A 17,330-nucleotide genomic window follows, 5' to 3' on the forward strand; every position below is an offset into this window, starting at 1 on the left:
AAGAATAAATGGCGGGATGGACGGGACTTGAACCCGCGACCTCCGGCGTGACAGGCCAGCGTTGTAACCAACTCTACTACCACCCCACTCTAGTGAAAGCTTGTATGCCATAGTCTTTTTAGCTTTGCAAGAAGGTTAGCAAAAAAATATTTTTTCGCCCCAATCAATAAAACTATTTAAATAATAGCGGAACCTTAAAGTTCTTATTAAGAATTCTCGTAATTTTCTCGCTTTTTGTAATGGTTAAAAAGCCGGGGTTGCCAAATTCAAATAATCCTGGAAAAGTCATTATCATATATGAAGTGGGGGGTATAAAGTCGATTTGCAAAATTCCATTCATAAAAGTTTCACCATCAATCGCAAATACACTCCAACGACTTGTATTATAATTTGCAGGTTGGGGAGTAAAATAGTCAGATCCAAATGCTTTGCTACATTTTTTACTTAATTCCATAATTTCTTTCAATGAATCTTGAGGAATAAAATAGGAAAAGGAAGCATTATTAAAAACCGTTCCAAATTTCCAAAACTCCCATTTACCCATGACATAAACATAATTATTATTAGAATCTTTTAGCCAATACCAATTCGCTTCATTATTAGAACAAAAAACAAATGTTTTTTCCAATGAATAAGATTTAAAATTTATAATTTGAGAAAATAAAAACACAAAATAAATATGACTTAATTTTACCATATTACACCTATAATTATTATATTAAATTTTTACAAAAATAATATTAATCAATATTTTTGTAAAAATCATTTAAATTAGTTTGATGAAACATAGCAAATTAAATTCAAACAATCAAGAATAAGTTTTTTTAATTCAACTAAATTTGTTAATAAAATCTTTTAAAATAATTAATTATTAAATCATTTTTCAGGAAATTTAATGTATTATTTTTCCTTAATGAAAAAATATTTCCATAAGATGAATGCCTTATAATCATTGAATCATCAATTCTTATCGTCGGTTCAAAATCTGTTATGACAATTCCTGATAAAATTAAATCTTTATTGATAGCGAATAAACTCCATCGTGAAGAATAGTTATCTGAAGGCTGAGGAGATAAATAATCAATACCATAAGATTCAATGCATTTTTGACTCAATTCTAATAATTTATTATAAGAGTTTTCTGGTATAAAGTATTTGAAAATAGCATAATGATTATTAATTTCATATTTCCATTCTTCCCATTTTCCTAAAACCTGAATATAGTTATTATTTTCATCTTTCAGCCAGTACCAATTTTGAGTTTTATTAGAACAAATAACATAAGTTTTATCCAAAGAAAAAACAGAATTAATGCAAATTAAGTTTAAACAAATTAGAAATAAAATATATTTAATCAAGATCATATCAATCTCCTTTTATAAAAAAACTAATGAATATTATTAAATAAATAATCTATAATTTCTCTTGATTTTAAAAATTTGTTACTTGTTTTTCCTCCTAAATAATAAATTTTTTGTTGAGATAAAACTAAATCAAATATATTTTCACTATTTATAAATATTTTTTGACTTACATCAACATTACCACCAATAAAAAGGTCTTTATTTAGAGAAAATAAAGACCAACTTGTATTAAATGAGTTTGCTGGTTGTGGAATAAAATACTCCATGCCAAAATTATTTTTGCACATATGAACAATTTTATTAATATAATGATAATCTTCATTAATTGAAAAGTAATTGAATTTAAAATTATAAACTGCTTGAGGATTTTCTTTCGAATAATCCCAAACATCCCAATATCCACCAACTTCAAGATATTGATTATTTTCATCTTTTAGCCACTTCCAATTTTTTAATTTATCAGCACATATGATATATGTTTTTTCTAATGAAAACGATTTTATATAGAAAAATAAGTTAGAAAAAATAACTGTAGATAAAATAATTTTAATTTTCATTCTCATTTTCATTAATACCGCCTATAATTTTTATATTATTTATTATACTATTATATAAATTGCCTAAACCAATAAAGTTATATTCAATACTATTATTATAAGTTTCTAAATTATATGTATCATTATATAATTTAATAATTTTTGTATAATTTAAATTATACTCTTGATATCGAACTGATAATCTTCCTTGATAAAAAAGATTTTTGTTTAAAGCAAATATTGACCATCTATTTCCAAAATTTATAGCGGGCTGCGGTGTTTCATAGCTCAAACCAAATTTTTCAATACATTTTCTTGAAAGGCGTTTAATTTGATTAAATGAATCATTAGGAATAAAATAGCTAAAATGAATTCCATTATAACAATAATAGTTCCATTTTCCTTCAATCTTTATGTAATTATCCTGATCATCAAGCAACCAGTGCCAATTACTTTTTCTATCAGCACAAAAAATATATGTATAATCAGAAGAGTATGCACTAAAATTTGTTCCATTTAATAATATTAATATTAAATATTTTTTTAGTATATTCAATTTTTTCATAAATTTTATCCTTTAAAAAATATTTTGGCGTGAGTTAAGAATATATTTTAAATAAAAAAAATCAATAGAATTTTTTTATTTAAAAGTTATGGCTCCAGAAAATACTAAAAAATTCAATAAAAAAAAGAGAATATATTTTTAAAAAAAACTTAAAATTATATTTTTTATGAATTTTAAAAAACGATTATTTTATACGCGAATATCGCCATTATTTATCTTTACAAAAACATCTTCAAGACCGGGGGACTCTGTGAAAATATCAGATACCCTAAATTCCATTTGCTGAGATGCTTTATGAATCATATCTACAGACTCTAAAAAAGAGGACATACTACCGTGAATATATGATTTTGATATTTTAAGATTACCCGTGCTATGAGAAACATTTTTAATTGGTTCAACAATAATAGAGTTTTTAGATAAATAGTCAGAATTTTTTTGCATCCAATAATAAACATTAGAGACTTCAATAATACAAGAAATTTTATGGTTACCACCCAATGCCAATAAGTCACGATTTTCTTTTAAAGTGACAATCTCACCATTTTTTACAATGGCAATGCGATTGCAGAAATCTTCCGCTTCTTGAAGATAGTGCGTGGTTAAAATGATCGTCATACCTTCTTTATGCAAATCCGCAATGAATTCCCACATTGTTTTACGCAATTGAATATCAACGCCAGCCGTAGGCTCATCTAAAACAAGAATGCGTGGCTTATGCACTAAAGCGCGGGCAATCATCATACGGCGTTTCATACCGCCGCTCAGCTCACGAGTTGTTTTATTTGCATGATCTTTTAATAATAATTTTTCAAGTAAAAAAGATATCCATTCTTTATCAGGCTTAAATCCTGAAAGTTTACTTTGAATACTTAGCATCGTCGGTAAATTAAAAAAAGTATCAGCTATCAATTCTTGTTGCACAACACCGAGCATTCTTTTTGTATCGGAAGTATTTTTTGTAACGCTTAATCCTTCCACAATGACATCACCTGTTGTAGGTGAGTTGATACCCGCCAATAAACTTAAGATAGTTGTTTTACCAGCACCATTATGTCCCAATAAACCAAAACATTCCCCTTTATATATAGAAAGATTTAAGGGCTTTAAGGCTTCAAAATTTCCGCCTCCATGAGGTAATTTATACACTTTACTCGCATTTATAAATTCAATAGATATAGAATTCATTAATATTAAGCCCTCAAACCAAATCCAGATTGTAAAACCTTAATTGAAAAAATAGAAGAAATAATAAAAAATAATAAAGAAACGGAAAAAGAAACAAGAGGAGATGTATCAGAAATTCCTAAAATAGAATAACGAAACATACTCACAATATAAAAAATTGGATTTAAATAACGAATAAATTGAATCCATTCGGGAAATGACTGGAATGAAAAAAACACACCCGAAAAAAAGACAAGGGGCTGAACCACAAACGACATAATCACGCCTACTTGATCCCAACTTTTACAAATAGCACCAGCGGCAATACCAATACTTCCAAAAATCCCTGTACCAAGAATAATAGATAGGACTAAAAGCAAAGGATTAAATGAAATAAAGCTCCAGGCACATAAAGAGCCTGACACAAAAACCGCAATTGAAACTATAAAGGCACGAATAACAGCACCGGATATATAAGAAATCCACATAGAAAACGGTGACAAAGGAGCCATTAAAACATCAACAATAGTGCCACTCCACTTCGCAATCATAATGCTACTCATAGGATTTTGCAGTGCGGCATTGACTACTTCCATGGCCATTATTCCAGGAATTAAAAAAATAATATATTCGAACCCATGGGTTAAATTTGAATTTTGATTTGTAGAAATCAATTTTCCTAAAGCCAAACCAAACAAACCAAAATAAAGAAGAGCGCTGCCAAAGGGAGCAAATATGGTCTGTGCAGGAACAGCAAAAAAACGTCTTACTTCTCTTTCAAACACTCCAAAACCCGGAAGCCAAGCTTTAGGTTCCGGTGCTTTTTTTAAATATTCTTGAATATCCATTCATAAGTCCTTTTTAATAGCTATACATTTTCAATTCTAATATTTGAATGACCATTGCCTTGTTTTTCAACAATAATACGCGCCCCAATAGCTTCTTTTAAAGATTCCACATGACTGATAATTCCGACCTGAGTCCCATTGGAATGCAAAGACTCTAATGCCCCCATAGCCGTTTGTAAGGTTGCAGGATCTAAAGTACCAAAACCCTCATCAAGTAAAATCGTTTCAATAGGCATTTTAACTGTGCGATAATCAGCTAATGCTAGCGATAAAGCTAAGGAAACTAAGAAAGTTTCTCCACCAGATAAAGTCTTAAAAGAACGCAATTCATTAGCATGATAACTATCTTTTATAGCAAAAGCGAGGCGCGGTTTATTCTCTGCGTCAAGAGCAGGAGCTAAGGAATATCTTTTTTCAAATCGTGCCAAATGAAAATTCGCCTTACCAATTAATTCTTCAAGATTTAGAATCTGAGCAAATTTTTTAAAATTATCGCCGTTATTAATGCCAATAATTTGATGAAGCTTTTGCCATACTAAGGCTTCTTTTTGAATATTTTTTAACTCAGCATAGTATTTCTCACTTGTTTTTTTATTTTGATTATTATGCTGTAATTTTGTATAAATATACATTTTTTGTTCTTTTAATTCTTGCAAATTTTTAGAATATAATAATTTTTCATTTAACAATAAAGAATAATTATATTCCTTATTGTTAAAATGATTCTCATTTCTGTGTGCTAAAAGATCATTCTCTCTTTGAATTAAAGACTGATTCAAAGCAATATTCAAGGACTCTAAATCATTATTTATTTTTTTATATTTTTCATATAAAAACTCATCCAAATGAAATTCTAAAATTTTATTTTTTTCCTTAATTTCAAGATTATTTAATTCACTTGTCATTAAATTTATAATAAAAAACTTATTTTCTTTTAATTTTTTATTTTGCTGATTCAAATTTTCTATATTATTCTCATAAATGGCAAGATTTTTTTCCTTTTCGTTCATAATTTTTTGTTCATAAGTTAATTTTTCAAGTAATATTGCAATATTTTTATTTAATCTATTTTCAAAAAAATCGGGGTCTTCACCATTTAAATATTTTGAGATACTTAATTTAATATTTTTAAGTTCCTCATTTGTTTTTATTTTCTCAGACTCTAAATCGTTCTTATTTTTATCAATAAGAATAAATTCCTTTTCAAACTCTATTTTTTTGTGAGAATATTTATTAATATCATTTTCAATTTTTCTATATTTATCAAAATATTTTTTATCTTCAAATAGAATATCATAGTCTTTTACTAGTTTTTGGTTTAGATTTTTCTCAATTAATTCCATTTTGAAATTCTGATCAAAATAAAGAATAATATCATTTAAATCTTGCTTCATTCTGATAAATTTATTGTCTTTATCTTTAGAATTTAAATACACTTCTTTGACTTGGTTGTATGCTAAAATTTTGTTTGTCAAAGACTTTATATCGTTATCAATATTTTCTAATTTAGAATCCACATTTTTATCGGCACGAGAGACTTCATTATAAAAATATTGGCTATCCCTATTTGTATTTTTAGTTATATCAATTTTTAAAATATTTTTAATTGTATGCTTTATATCAATTATTCTTAAGTTTAAAGAGTCTATTTGATCTTTAATTATTTTCATTTCTTGTGAAGATGAGTAAATGTTTTTCTCTATTTCATTCAGCCCTATAAGGGCATTATTTTGAAATTTCTCTTTATGACTCAATTGCATTGTAATAAAATCGTATTTTTCTATGACTTCTAAATCTGCAATTTTGAATGACATTTCTTGAAAATAAGGATGTTCGCAACTCCCGCATAAAGGACATTCTTCACCTCTATTTAAATGGACACGCTGCTTTGCCAATTCAATGCGCCAAGCAAGTTTTGAAACATTCTCTTTCAATGATATGATATCGATTAGTTCATTATCTAGTATTTCTTTTTGTGCGAAAAAAGTGATATTTGTATTTTCGTGTGATTTATATGCAAAATCGTATTTATTATGCAATTGAAGTAATTCTTGTTCTTTTTTTTCAAGCTCTTCAACATGAAAAGAGGCTTTTGATAATTCATTTTTTTCTTGAATTATGCGATCTCTTTCTAAGCGAAGAGCATCTAACTTATCATGTGGTGTTTCAAAAGGAAGGGCTGTAGCAATCAACTCTCTTTTTAAAATATCAAAATCTTTTTTAACATTTTCAAAATCATTTGAAAATATATTGTAATTAAAAAGAAGAATTGAGAGATCATGTTTAATAAAATCGTGTAAATTATCTTTAATATTATTAACATCTACAAGCTTTTTATTATTTTCAGCTTGCAATTCCATTATTTTGTTTTTATTATTCAAATATGTATCAATTTTTCTTTGTTTATCTAATAAATCTTGCTGCAAAGAACTCAAAATAATTCTAACTTCTTTAGCTTTATTAATTTCATATTTTTTTTCAACTAAATTATTTTTAGCATTTTCATATAAATTATTTAACTGATTTAAGTTATTGCTAATAAAATGTATATGATTTTTTAACTCTAGTGATTCTATTTCATTTTTTTTCAAAACACTTTCTAGAGATAATATTTCACTATTAAAATTTTCTTCCTTTATAATATAATCAATTGCTTTTTGATATTGATTATATTTTTTATACTTTTCAATATAAACTGAGTTTTCTAAATAACTTTTTTCATACTCTGAAAAATGATTTTTTGCTTCTTGATATTTACTGAGTAATAGTTGTTCTTTTTCAATCCAATCAATTTTTTTATTTATAATTTGAAGCAGCTCTTCACCAACTTCAATTTTGTTTTCTAATTGGAAATTTTCACGTTTAAGATTTTCCTCTTCATCCTCACTTAAAAGTGAAATTCCATTGAGTCGCATTTGTGCTTCTGTTAACTTTTCTTCAATATTTCTCTTTTTTTCAGAGGCTTTTTTACCAATATCTTTATAAACTTCTGTATTCGTCAAGCGCTCTAATATAGCAGCACGCTCTTCCTCATTTGCCTTTAAAAAAGCGGCAAATTCTCCTTGAGCAAGTAAAATCATGCGCTTAAAATCTTCGACTGTTAAATTTTCAAGTACTTTATGAAAATGCGGTTCATAAAATTTGGGACGGTGATCACTTGTCAGCTGCTCCCAGTCATCTAACTCCACGCAATAACGTTCCAATATACGTCTAGGATCTTTGAAATTGCCGTCAGATTTGCGATGCGCGCGTTCACATTGCCAAGTGGCTCGATATTTTTCAATTTTATCTTTTTCTAGCTTTGAAAAAATCAATTGCGCAAATGCAAAACTTGTTCCTTTAGACATAATTTGTCGACAATCATTTTCCGTATCTTTATCTGATTTATTTTTTGTAAGGCGTGGTGTTTGACCAAAAAGCGCGAGCGACATAGCATCCATAAGTGTGGACTTACCTGCTCCTGTTGCTCCCATAATTAAAAAAAGAGGAGCTCCCATTAAATCTTTTTCAAAATCAATGCAGTGCCGACCATACAAAGAATTTAGGTTTTCAAGTTCAATTTTTATTAACTTCAAAACATTTTCCTTTATTATTCAATTTACAATTATTTACAATTATAAAATCTCTTCACTTAATAAACTGCGAAAAGCGTTTAATAATTCTTCATCTACATTTTGATTTTGATTTTCACACATTTTAATAAAGACTTGTTCCGTTGTTAAATCTTTTAAAGAAAAATAATTTGAATCATTTTCTTTTAATGCATTATTAAGCTGTATAAGATTTTGCTTAATAGAAGCAATCATTGGAGCTTCTTTAGAAAAATAAGAGTTTATTTTTCTTCTAATTTCAAAATCCATGCCCGCATAATACATATCAACATCAATTTGAAGACACAGTATGGGTGGAGCAATAGTATCCCAAGTTAAATTTTCAATTTGATATAATACAGAATCAAGAGTTCCTTTTAATTCATGTATTTTACGCCTTAAAGGAACAGCGATTTTTTCAATTAAAGGCAGTTGTTCCTTTAATTTTTGATCTGTAAATGTAACAACTTGAACATAACGCGTTTGTTTCGATTCTTTAACCGATAAAGGAAGGGGAGAACCGCAATAATAGGCTTTTGAATTTTCTACATGATAGGCACGATGAATATGTCCTAAAGCAATGTAGGAAAATCGCGAATCAAAAATATCGGGAGAGAGCCCACCTAAGGTTCCTACTCTGTGAACCTCCAAAGGAGCATCATCATTATCGCAGCCCACGCAAGCCAAATGACCTGTTGCCAAAAGAGGAGCTCCCTTTGCCATAAATTCCGCTTCATCCGCTAAATTTTTATAAAGTGCCGTTAACTTTTCTTTAAAACTGAGCTGAATTTCTTTTTCTGATTGAAAAACCGTGCGCACTCCTAAACGATACTCATGAATAAAGGGAACGGCAGCAACAACCAATTCAATGTGATTATGTTCATTTATGATAGGACATATATAACGTGATAAAGAACTAAAATCAGAGTTCATACCACCAACAACAAAAACATCGAGTAATTTTAAGAGTTCAGCAGGAGCGTCGAGACGTGAGGGTGAGTCATGATTGCCACCCACAATGATCACTTTTTTGACATCCGTCTTTTGTGATACCTGGAACAAAAATTGAAAATAAATTTTGTGTGCTTCGGCGGAAGGTTGTGGTTGATCAAAAATATCACCCGCTATAATTAAAACATCTATTTTTTTTTCAATGAGCTCTTGAATAAGCCAATTTAAAAAAAAATGGTGGTCATCTTCCCTTGAAATACCTTCAAAAGTATTCCCTAAATGCCAATCTGAAGTGTGCAAAACTTTAATCATGATTGACCCAATTTATTTAAAGACATAATTAATTTAATTGATTTAGTTGATTTTTAAGTTCTTCTGCTTTTTTTATTAAATCTTCTGGTTTCACATTTTTAAAGACAAAGAACTTATCCGATTCCGGATCATCCTTCAAAATATCAGCAAGCTCAATGTAACAAAGAGAAGCCCTCTCGAGCGCCTCTTTTTTAAGATCAGCATATTGACTGTAATTCTTAATAATATTCAAATATCGTGAAAGAGCTCCCGAATATAAATCTTTTTTCCAATAAAATTGTGCCACAAATTGTTCATGTTCCGCTAATCTTCTGGTTAAAATTTCAATGCGCTCTTTAGCCTCTTTCACAGCGATTTCATTAGGATAGTTTTTAATATAATATTCATATCGTGAAATTGCTTTCACAGCCGAAGCTTGTTCCCTATCAATAGCTTCGGGCGCTTGAGAATCATAAGCTTTAGCTATTCTTAAATAAGCATAAGAAACATTGCTATTAATTGGATTTTTACGGGCAAAATCTTCATATGCTGCAATAGCTTCGGGCATTTTGCCGGAAAGATAATATGCATTTGCCTGCATTAAATCCGCTTCAGGATTATTTTTTGAATAGGGATAACGCGTCCTATACTCATCTACACTAGTGATGACATCACTCCAATTTTCATCCTTAAAGTCTGCTCTAATTTTGGAAATGCCATCATCTTGGGACATTTCAGAAATGGTTGGCGTCGTGCAAGAAGTCGCAACTCCTAAAAGGCACAGAGTACTTATAAAGACAGATAAAAACTTACGCATTTTCATATTGTTACATTTCTCTTTAATTAAATTAAACTATTTTGACTGCTCTTCTACAAGTTCCACAAGCACTCCGCCTGTGGAATGCGGATGAACAAATGCAATGCGCGTATTATGCGCACCATACCTTGGCTTTTCATCAATAAGCCGAATATTGTTTTTTTTCAAATATTCTATCCAATTGTCTAAATTATCCACCTCAAGTGCAACATGCTGAATACCAGCGCCTCGTGTTTCTAAAAATTTAGCTATGGGACTTTCCTCACTTGTCGGCGATAAAAGCTCAAGCCGCGCTGCATCGCAACGGATAAAATCTACAATGACTTTTTGTTCTGCAACAACTTCATTTCCCTCTTCTTTTAACCCTAAAACTTCAGTAAAAAACTTTTTTGTTTGATTCAAATCTTTTGGTACAATTCCTAAATGATTTATTCTTTTAATTATCATGAAATATCGCCTTCATTTATAATTTTTTTAGAGTATAAGTTTGTCGCTAAAAACATAGCTGTAGTACTCCCATTAAATAATAATTCAATGTCCACATTAGAAATTTTCTCAACATCTTTTTTAAATTGCATTTCTGCCATCATAATCATATTTTGTAAGACTTCTTTGCGCAGTCTTGAAAAACGCAATTCTTTGCCGACTTTATTCTGGTGTTCATATTCACTATGTAAAAAAATTTGTGAAATAACCTCTTTAATGCCTTCCCTATTGGTGGCAGATGTTTTCAATACAGGAGGTTGCCATTGCTCTTTATTTTCCGTTGCCGTATTTTCTTTTATTTCTTGAATCATTCTGCTGGCATCTGATAAATCACATTTATTTACGATATAAATATTTGCTAACTGTAAAATACCTGCTTTCATGAGCTGTATTTCATCACCACTATTCGGCATTAAAACAAGAATAGTTGTATCGGCAATATTTGTGATTTCACTTTCACTTTGTCCAATACCTACGGTCTCAACTAAGATATAATCAAATCCCAATAAATTGGCCAGGCGAATAGCACTTCGTGTGGCCCGAGCCACACCACCCAACGCACCTCGGGCGCCCATAGAGCGAATAAAAACTTGAGGATCACGAAAATGTTCCTGCATGCGAATTCTGTCACCTAATATAGCGCCACCAGATAATGCAGAGGAAGGATCTACAGCAAAAACAGCAACAGATTTTTTTTGCTCCCTTAGTTCTTTAACCAATAAATTAGTAAGCGTTGATTTTCCTGCTCCCGGTAATCCTGTGATGCCAACTACCCGCGTATTTGTTACTTTAATATCATCAATACGAACTTCGGGATGAGATAATAATTTAGGCGCTAATAAAGGATCATTTTCTACAAAACTAATAGCTTTGCTTAAAGCACGTATTCTTGAATGCCAGAGATCGACATTTTCTAAACACTTTGAACCTGACAATAGCTTAACCAGTGATTCAATATCTATAGATTGCCTTATCTTCATATTTTACCTTAATTTTCTGGAATAATACTTAATAATAAGTCTCCCGCAGCAACACTTAATCCAGGATTTACTTTGATATTTGAAACAATACCATCGCACTCCGCAACAATTCTATTTTCCATTTTCATCGCCTCAATAATCACAAGAGTATCACCTTCTTTAACTTTAGAATCTTTTTGCACAATGATAGATAATACTTTCCCAGTCATAGGCGATTTTAATTCACCCCCAGCAGAACTCACTGATGATTGCCTTGGTGCCACAGGTCGTAATATTTTTGCTAAATACGTATTTTGAGTAATTACACCTTTACAGCGAATTCCAAATCGATAAATTTCATTTTTTTTATGCAATTCGGAATGATCAAAGCGAATAATCTGATTGTTTAATAAAAAACTTCTTCCATCAGCAAGTAAACATGATTCTATTTTTTTATTATTACCTTTTTCATCAATGATATTTAAAAAAAACTTTTCGCCTTTTGCAAGATTAGTCAAATCAATATAATTTGGAATTTCTACCTGATACATTTCGGAGTTTTTATTTCTTTGAACACTTACTTTCATTGCAAAATTCCTTTCTGTTACCTTCGAGTATTTTCCATGCGATTTGCAAGTGCCCACGGTTCTGGTTTATGAATTTGTGCGGTATTTTTTGCTTCATTTTGAGAAATATTTTGAATTAATTTCATAGCAACAATGAGAGCTTCCTCTTCAGATAAATTATCTTTCTTACCTTCAAATTCATCTAGAATATGTTCATTTTCCTCTATAAATCGTGTGGTATAATTTCCCTCACGAAATGCGGGAAAATCAAATACTGCTTGATGAAAAGGAATTGTTGTTTTAATGCCTGTAATATAAAATTCGCTTAAAGCTCTTGCCATTTTATTTAAAGCATCGTTTCTGTTACTTCCATACACAATTAATTTTGCAATCATAGAATCGTAAAATTCAGGTATTTTGTATCCGGAATAAATATGAGAATCTACTCTTACTCCCGGTCCATTTGGAAATTCAACTTCTTCAATTTTTCCAGGATCAGGTCGAAATCCATTATAAGGGTCTTCAGAATTTATTCTGGCTTCAAAAGCCCAACCTCTTATAGCAAGATCTTTTTGAGTAAATGATAATTTTTCACCCATAGCCACTTTCAATTGCATTTGTAATAAATCGATGCCTGTGATGAGTTCTGTTACAGGATGCTCCACTTGAATGCGCGTGTTCATCTCCATAAAATAAAATTTGGTTGGAGATTCTAAAATAAATTCCACAGTTCCTGCATTCACATATCCCACACTTTTTGCCGCGCGAACCGCAATGGCTCCCATTTGAGCGCGTGTTTCTTCACTAATGTAACTGGAAGGCGCTTCTTCAATTAATTTTTGATGTCTTCTTTGAATGGTACAATCACGTTCAAATAAATGAACGGTATTTCCTTGCGAATCGGCTAAAATTTGAAATTCAATATGTCTGGGATGCTCAATGTAACGCTCGCAAAAAACATCGGCATTGCCAAAATAACTTAAGGCTTCTCTTTGGCACGCCTCTAAAGCATTTGCCAACTCTACATCGGCACGCACCACGCGCATGCCGCGACCACCACCACCAGCTGCAGCTTTTAATATTAAGGGATATCCTACTTTATGAGCAGTATCTTGCAATTCTTTTAAATTTTTTAGTGGCTCATTTTTTCCAGGACTACAAGGCACGCCCGCCTCTGTTACTTTATGCTTAGCGATGGTTTTATCGCCCATAGCATGAATGGATGCCGGAGAAGGACCAATCCATATCAATCCCGCTTTTAAAACTTCATTAGCAAATTCTGCATTTTCAGAAAGAAAACCAAATCCTGGATGGACAGCATCAGCACCTAATTCTCGAGCGGCAAGTAAAATATTTGAAATATTTAAATAGCTTTCTTGACTGGGACCATTTCCAATACAATAAGCGGCATCAGCTAACGCAACATGTCTTGAATGCAAATCCGCAGTGGAATAAACAGCTAAAGGGGAAAGCCCCAAATCGCGACAAGCACGAATAACGCGAACACCAATTTCTCCTCTATTTGCAATTAATACTTTTTTAAAAGGTTTATGAGTCAGCGGCAAAAATTGATCTTGAATCATAGTAAATTTCCCATCTCAAAAAGAAAAAATATATAAAATTTATTTTATAGAGGAATGTTTCCGTGCTTCCTTTTCGGTAAAGATTTACGTTTATTTTTATTTATATTGAGTGCATTTATTAATAATTTACGTGTCATTCTTGGCTCAATAACATCATCAATAAATCCTTTTTGCGCTGTTACGTAAGGATTAGCAAAAGTATCTCGATAATTCTGAATTAATTCTTTTCTTTTTTGTTCGGGATTTGCTGCACTCATTATTTCATGTTTAAAAATAATATTACATGCTCCTTCAGGCCCCATCACCGCAATTTCTGCACTAGGCCACGCAATATTATAATCGGCTCCGATATGTTTTGAATTCATGACATCATAGGCGCCGCCATATGCTTTCCGTGTAATGACTGTAAATCTGGGAACAGTAGCTTCACTAAAAGCATAAAGTAACTTCGCTCCATGCTTAATAATACCACGCCATTCCTGATCAATTCCTGGTAAAAATCCGGGAACATCTGTAAAAACAATTAAAGGAATATTAAAAGAGTCACAAAAACGCACAAATCGCGCTCCTTTGATACTGGCATTGATATCTAAAACACCAGCTAAATTCATAGGATCATTTGCAACAATTCCTACCGAATGCCCCTGAAGTCGCGCAAATCCAATAATCATATTTTTTGCATATCCTGGTTGCAATTCTAAAAAAGAATCGCAATCACAAACTCTTTTTATCACTTCACGCATATTATAAGGCTGGTTCGGATTGTCTGGAATAATTGAATTTAAATCTAAATCCGCTCTATCAGGAGAATCTGTACAAGGAATTAAAGGTGGAGTTTCTAAGTTATTTTGTGGAATGTATGAAATAAGTTTTTTAATAAAAGAAATGGTTTCATATTCATCAGCACAGGAAGCATCGGCCACGCCACTCTTCGCGAGATGAGTTTCGGCTCCCCCTAAAGATTCAAAATCCACATCTTCGCCTGTGACCGTCTTAATGACATCGGGGCCGGTAATAAACATATGCGAAGTACTGCGTGTCATCACAATAAAATCTGTTATGGCAGGCGAGTAGACAGCACCTCCAGCACAGGGCCCTAGAATGGCACTAATTTGAGGAATAACACCACTGGCAAGAGTGTTGCGGTAAAAAATATCGGCATATCCGCCTAAACTCGATACTCCCTCCTGAATACGCGCTCCTCCGCTGTCATTTAATCCAATGACGGGCGCGCCATTTTGTACAGCAAGATCCATTATTTTACATATTTTTTTAGCGTGCATTTCTCCTAAAGAACCACCAAATACAGTAAAGTCCTGTGCAAAAATATACACAGGACGGTTGGCAATATTTCCGTATCCGGTGACGACGCCATCACCTGGAAATTTTTGTTTTTCCATTCCAAATTGCACACAATTATGCGTAACAAAGGCATCAAGTTCAACAAATGAGTTCGGATCTAAAAGCTCTTGAATTCTTTCACGCGCAGTCATTTTTCCTTTTTCATGCTGTGCATCAATTCTTTTAGCTCCTCCTCCCTCAAAGGCACGCGCTCTCTCTTCATTTAATTTAAAAATTGACTTTTCTGTGCTTAAGGTCATGATATTATCCTTCAAGTATTTTTTTAATTTCTTTAATGACATCTTGAACGGTCGTACCGGGAGTAAATATGGCTTTTACTCCTAAAGAAAGAAGATACGGAATATCAGAATCAGGAATCACCCCTCCTCCAAATACGGGGATATCACCACCTCCATGATTTTTTAAGGATTCAATAAGTTTAGGAAATAGTGTATTATGAGCACCTGACAACAAAGAAAGTCCAACAATATCAACATCCTCCTGTATAGCTGTTTGAGCCACATCTTCTGTTGACTGCCTCACTCCCGTGTAAATCACTTCCATACCCGCATCGCGTAGAGCCTTCGCTATGTATTTTGCGCCACGATCATGACCATCTAAACCGCATTTTGCGATTAAAACCCTTGGAATCTTTGAAAACGAAATACCCCCTAAATTATGCGAACCTGAATGCGATTCATCACTTGCATATAAAATGGGAGAAAAAGAATTTAATGGATCGAAGGTTGTCTTCATATATTAAAAATCCCTGTATTAAGAACGAAATCGCATGGTACAAGGGGGTAGTGTAATTATTGAATTTAATTTTGCAACAATTTCGAATGGACACTTGCATTCATTGATAATAAGGGCTAAATGATTGCTGTTTTGAATTCATTCCACCCGTAAAGGATGTTGATTAATGTGGCATAAGCATTCCTATAAATTACATTCACTTGAGCATAAAGTCAGAGAAGCAAAAGGCAAGCTCTTGAATGGGGATCGTGGGTTTATGCCTCCTTTCATTATAGGTGTTTGCGGTGGATCAGGCAGTGGCAAAACGACGTTCTGCAGGCAGTTGGTTAAATACTTGGGAACGGATCACGTTCTACATATCAGTCAGGATTCCTACTACAAAGATTTGAGTCACCTTCCCTTCGATCAGCGCGAAAAAATAAACTTTGATCATCCTGATATCATTGAATTTCCTCTCCTTGTTTCCCACTTAGATGAGCTTTGCCTTGGCAAAAATGTCGCTTTACCTCTTTACGATTTTGCCAAACACAGCCGTATGATGGGAAATCAATTTGCCACTCCAAAACCGATCGTTATTCTTGAAGGCGTGTTACTTTTTTCAGACTCCGACACCGAAAAAAGAATAAATCATAAAGTTTTTATTGATACATCTGAGCAAGTCAGATTTGAGAGACGTCTGAAGCGGGACGTACGTGAAAGAGGCAGAACCCCCGAGTCTGTCCACAGTCAATTCAACAGCACCGTAGGACCCATGCATAATATTTTTGTCGAGCCCGGAAAGACAAAAGCCGATCAAATCATCTCGGGTGAACAATCCTTTGAACAGGTCATTGAAGATCTTTCTTTAAAAATAATTAAAGAAATTTGGACTTTATAATTTTATATTATTTCCATAACAACAAAAAAATGTAGCATTTAAAAATTTTATTAAAGTTAGTAAATAATCATTCAATTACCAGGACAAAATTGTCTTGAAGGAGAGTTTTTGAGTCATATAATCTTGTAAAGTTCATAACCAAAGTCTAAATGTTAAAATAGGGGTGTAAATTATCTTCCAAGAAAGATGCATTTACATTGAAAACTTGGTATCTTGTTTTCAACAAAAATATTTGTTAAAATTAAATAAACATTACAGATATAAATTATAAAGGAGATAAGAGTGGAATACTTATTGAGTAAAATATATTCTGATCCTGTATACTCTTCAAAAAGTTTAAGTACCTTTCAACTAGGTTACTTTTACGATTACTTTAAATTTGAATGCCATGCGAGCAAAACATTTTCAAATAGAGACTGCTTAAAAGATAAAAAACAGGCTGTACGTATTTATAAAATTATAAGGCATGAGCTAAAAAAACGATCTCGATTAGGCCTAGATTATCAGCAAATTCACTGAAACAGTCGCTTAAGTTTGAAGCGATAAAAACAAACTCTCATATCAATTTTTATCCTAAATATACATAAAAACAAGTAAAATTAAAAAATATTACAATAAACAAGAAAATAAAAT

Annotated in this window: 17 protein-coding genes and 1 tRNA gene; 2 read left to right on the top strand and 16 right to left on the bottom strand. The window is 31.8% G+C overall.

Going from position 1 to position 17,330, the window contains the following annotated elements; all coding sequences use genetic code 11:
• Positions 1-9: 9 nt before the first annotated feature.
• The 16 genes from AXG55_RS12535 to AXG55_RS12610 form a co-directional block, all read right to left on the bottom strand.
• A tRNA-Asp gene (locus AXG55_RS12535) sits at positions 10-86 on the bottom strand.
• 86 nt (positions 87-172) lie between these two features.
• Positions 173-697: a hypothetical protein gene (locus AXG55_RS12540; protein WP_148698450.1), complete on the bottom strand. Its 525-nt coding sequence runs from the start codon at positions 695-697 to the stop codon at positions 173-175.
• 145 nt (positions 698-842) lie between these two features.
• Complete coding sequence (locus AXG55_RS12545; RefSeq protein ID WP_148698451.1) at positions 843-1,364, bottom strand: hypothetical protein; 522 nt, start codon at positions 1,362-1,364, stop codon at positions 843-845.
• A gap of 23 nt (positions 1,365-1,387) precedes the next feature.
• Entirely contained in the window at positions 1,388-1,933 is a 546-nt protein-coding gene (locus AXG55_RS12550; RefSeq protein ID WP_148698452.1) for a hypothetical protein, read from the bottom strand.
• On the bottom strand, positions 1,911-2,465 hold the full coding sequence (locus AXG55_RS12555) for a hypothetical protein (protein ID WP_148698453.1): 555 nt from the start codon (positions 2,463-2,465) through the stop codon (positions 1,911-1,913). Before AXG55_RS12555 ends, AXG55_RS12550 begins: the two co-directional genes overlap by 23 nt.
• Positions 2,466-2,654: 189 nt before the next feature.
• A complete protein-coding gene (locus AXG55_RS12560; protein WP_148698454.1) occupies positions 2,655-3,653 on the bottom strand; it encodes an ABC transporter ATP-binding protein in 999 nt (332 codons plus the stop codon).
• A 5-nt stretch (positions 3,654-3,658) separates the two neighbouring features.
• Positions 3,659-4,480: an ABC transporter permease gene (locus tag AXG55_RS12565; RefSeq protein WP_148698455.1), complete on the bottom strand. Its 822-nt coding sequence runs from the start codon at positions 4,478-4,480 to the stop codon at positions 3,659-3,661.
• 20 nt (positions 4,481-4,500) lie between these two features.
• The gene (locus AXG55_RS12570; protein ID WP_148698456.1) at positions 4,501-8,055 is read right to left on the bottom strand and encodes an AAA family ATPase; all 3,555 of its coding nucleotides are present in this window, start codon (positions 8,053-8,055) and stop codon (positions 4,501-4,503) included.
• 39 nt (positions 8,056-8,094) lie between these two features.
• The gene (gene sbcD / locus AXG55_RS12575) at positions 8,095-9,333 is read right to left on the bottom strand and encodes an exonuclease subunit SbcD (RefSeq protein WP_148698457.1); all 1,239 of its coding nucleotides are present in this window, start codon (positions 9,331-9,333) and stop codon (positions 8,095-8,097) included.
• Positions 9,334-9,361: 28 nt separating this feature from the next.
• Entirely contained in the window at positions 9,362-10,135 is a 774-nt protein-coding gene (locus AXG55_RS12580; protein WP_148698458.1) for an outer membrane protein assembly factor BamD, read from the bottom strand.
• Between the two features lie 30 nt (positions 10,136-10,165).
• Complete coding sequence (gene mce, locus AXG55_RS12585; protein ID WP_148698459.1) at positions 10,166-10,576, bottom strand: methylmalonyl-CoA epimerase; 411 nt, start codon at positions 10,574-10,576, stop codon at positions 10,166-10,168.
• Positions 10,573-11,595, bottom strand: a complete 1,023-nt coding sequence (gene meaB, locus AXG55_RS12590) for a methylmalonyl Co-A mutase-associated GTPase MeaB (protein WP_148698460.1) — start codon at positions 11,593-11,595, stop codon at positions 10,573-10,575. The genes mce and meaB overlap by 4 nt, the downstream gene beginning before the upstream one ends.
• An 8-nt stretch (positions 11,596-11,603) precedes the next feature.
• The gene (locus tag AXG55_RS12595; RefSeq protein ID WP_148698461.1) at positions 11,604-12,161 is read right to left on the bottom strand and encodes an acyl-CoA carboxylase biotin carboxyl carrier protein subunit; all 558 of its coding nucleotides are present in this window, start codon (positions 12,159-12,161) and stop codon (positions 11,604-11,606) included.
• Between the two features lie 17 nt (positions 12,162-12,178).
• Positions 12,179-13,723, bottom strand: coding sequence for an acetyl-CoA carboxylase biotin carboxylase subunit (accC, locus tag AXG55_RS12600; RefSeq protein ID WP_148698462.1), 1,545 nt, complete (start codon positions 13,721-13,723; stop codon positions 12,179-12,181).
• A 44-nt stretch (positions 13,724-13,767) separates the two neighbouring features.
• Positions 13,768-15,324 carry an acyl-CoA carboxylase subunit beta gene (locus AXG55_RS12605; protein ID WP_148698463.1) on the bottom strand — a complete coding sequence of 519 codons (1,557 nt, stop codon included), beginning with the start codon at positions 15,322-15,324 and terminating at the stop codon, positions 13,768-13,770.
• 4 nt (positions 15,325-15,328) lie between these two features.
• Positions 15,329-15,730 carry a cobalamin B12-binding domain-containing protein gene (locus AXG55_RS12610; RefSeq protein WP_148698865.1) on the bottom strand — a complete coding sequence of 134 codons (402 nt, stop codon included), beginning with the start codon at positions 15,728-15,730 and terminating at the stop codon, positions 15,329-15,331.
• Positions 15,731-15,986: 256 nt separating this feature from the next.
• On the opposite strand from AXG55_RS12610, the gene udk reads away from it, so the two are divergent.
• On the top strand, positions 15,987-16,697 hold the full coding sequence (udk, locus tag AXG55_RS12615) for a uridine kinase (protein WP_148698464.1): 711 nt from the start codon (positions 15,987-15,989) through the stop codon (positions 16,695-16,697).
• Positions 16,698-16,979: 282 nt separating this feature from the next.
• Positions 16,980-17,216 carry a hypothetical protein gene (locus AXG55_RS12620; RefSeq protein WP_148698465.1) on the top strand — a complete coding sequence of 79 codons (237 nt, stop codon included), beginning with the start codon at positions 16,980-16,982 and terminating at the stop codon, positions 17,214-17,216.
• Positions 17,217-17,330 lie beyond the last annotated feature (114 nt).

This window comes from Silvanigrella aquatica (assembly GCF_001907975.1).
GTDB lineage: Bacteria > Bdellovibrionota_B > Oligoflexia > Silvanigrellales > Silvanigrellaceae > Silvanigrella > Silvanigrella aquatica.

Coding starts and splice junctions, on each gene's coding strand:
- meaB (WP_148698460.1), bottom strand. CDS start 11,595: ATGAAGATAAGGCAATCTATAGATATTGAATCACTGGTTAAGCTATTG.
- AXG55_RS12545 (WP_148698451.1), bottom strand. CDS start 1,364: ATGATCTTGATTAAATATATTTTATTTCTAATTTGTTTAAACTTAATT.
- AXG55_RS12555 (WP_148698453.1), bottom strand. CDS start 2,465: ATGAAAAAATTGAATATACTAAAAAAATATTTAATATTAATATTATTA.
- udk (WP_148698464.1), top strand. CDS start 15,987: ATGTGGCATAAGCATTCCTATAAATTACATTCACTTGAGCATAAAGTC.
- mce (WP_148698459.1), bottom strand. CDS start 10,576: ATGATAATTAAAAGAATAAATCATTTAGGAATTGTACCAAAAGATTTG.
- AXG55_RS12550 (WP_148698452.1), bottom strand. CDS start 1,933: ATGAAAATGAGAATGAAAATTAAAATTATTTTATCTACAGTTATTTTT.
- AXG55_RS12595 (WP_148698461.1), bottom strand. CDS start 12,161: ATGAAAGTAAGTGTTCAAAGAAATAAAAACTCCGAAATGTATCAGGTA.
- accC (WP_148698462.1), bottom strand. CDS start 13,723: ATGATTCAAGATCAATTTTTGCCGCTGACTCATAAACCTTTTAAAAAA.
- AXG55_RS12565 (WP_148698455.1), bottom strand. CDS start 4,480: ATGGATATTCAAGAATATTTAAAAAAAGCACCGGAACCTAAAGCTTGG.
- AXG55_RS12605 (WP_148698463.1), bottom strand. CDS start 15,324: ATGACCTTAAGCACAGAAAAGTCAATTTTTAAATTAAATGAAGAGAGA.
- AXG55_RS12540 (WP_148698450.1), bottom strand. CDS start 697: ATGGTAAAATTAAGTCATATTTATTTTGTGTTTTTATTTTCTCAAATT.
- AXG55_RS12560 (WP_148698454.1), bottom strand. CDS start 3,653: ATGAATTCTATATCTATTGAATTTATAAATGCGAGTAAAGTGTATAAA.
- AXG55_RS12580 (WP_148698458.1), bottom strand. CDS start 10,135: ATGAAAATGCGTAAGTTTTTATCTGTCTTTATAAGTACTCTGTGCCTT.
- sbcD (WP_148698457.1), bottom strand. CDS start 9,333: ATGATTAAAGTTTTGCACACTTCAGATTGGCATTTAGGGAATACTTTT.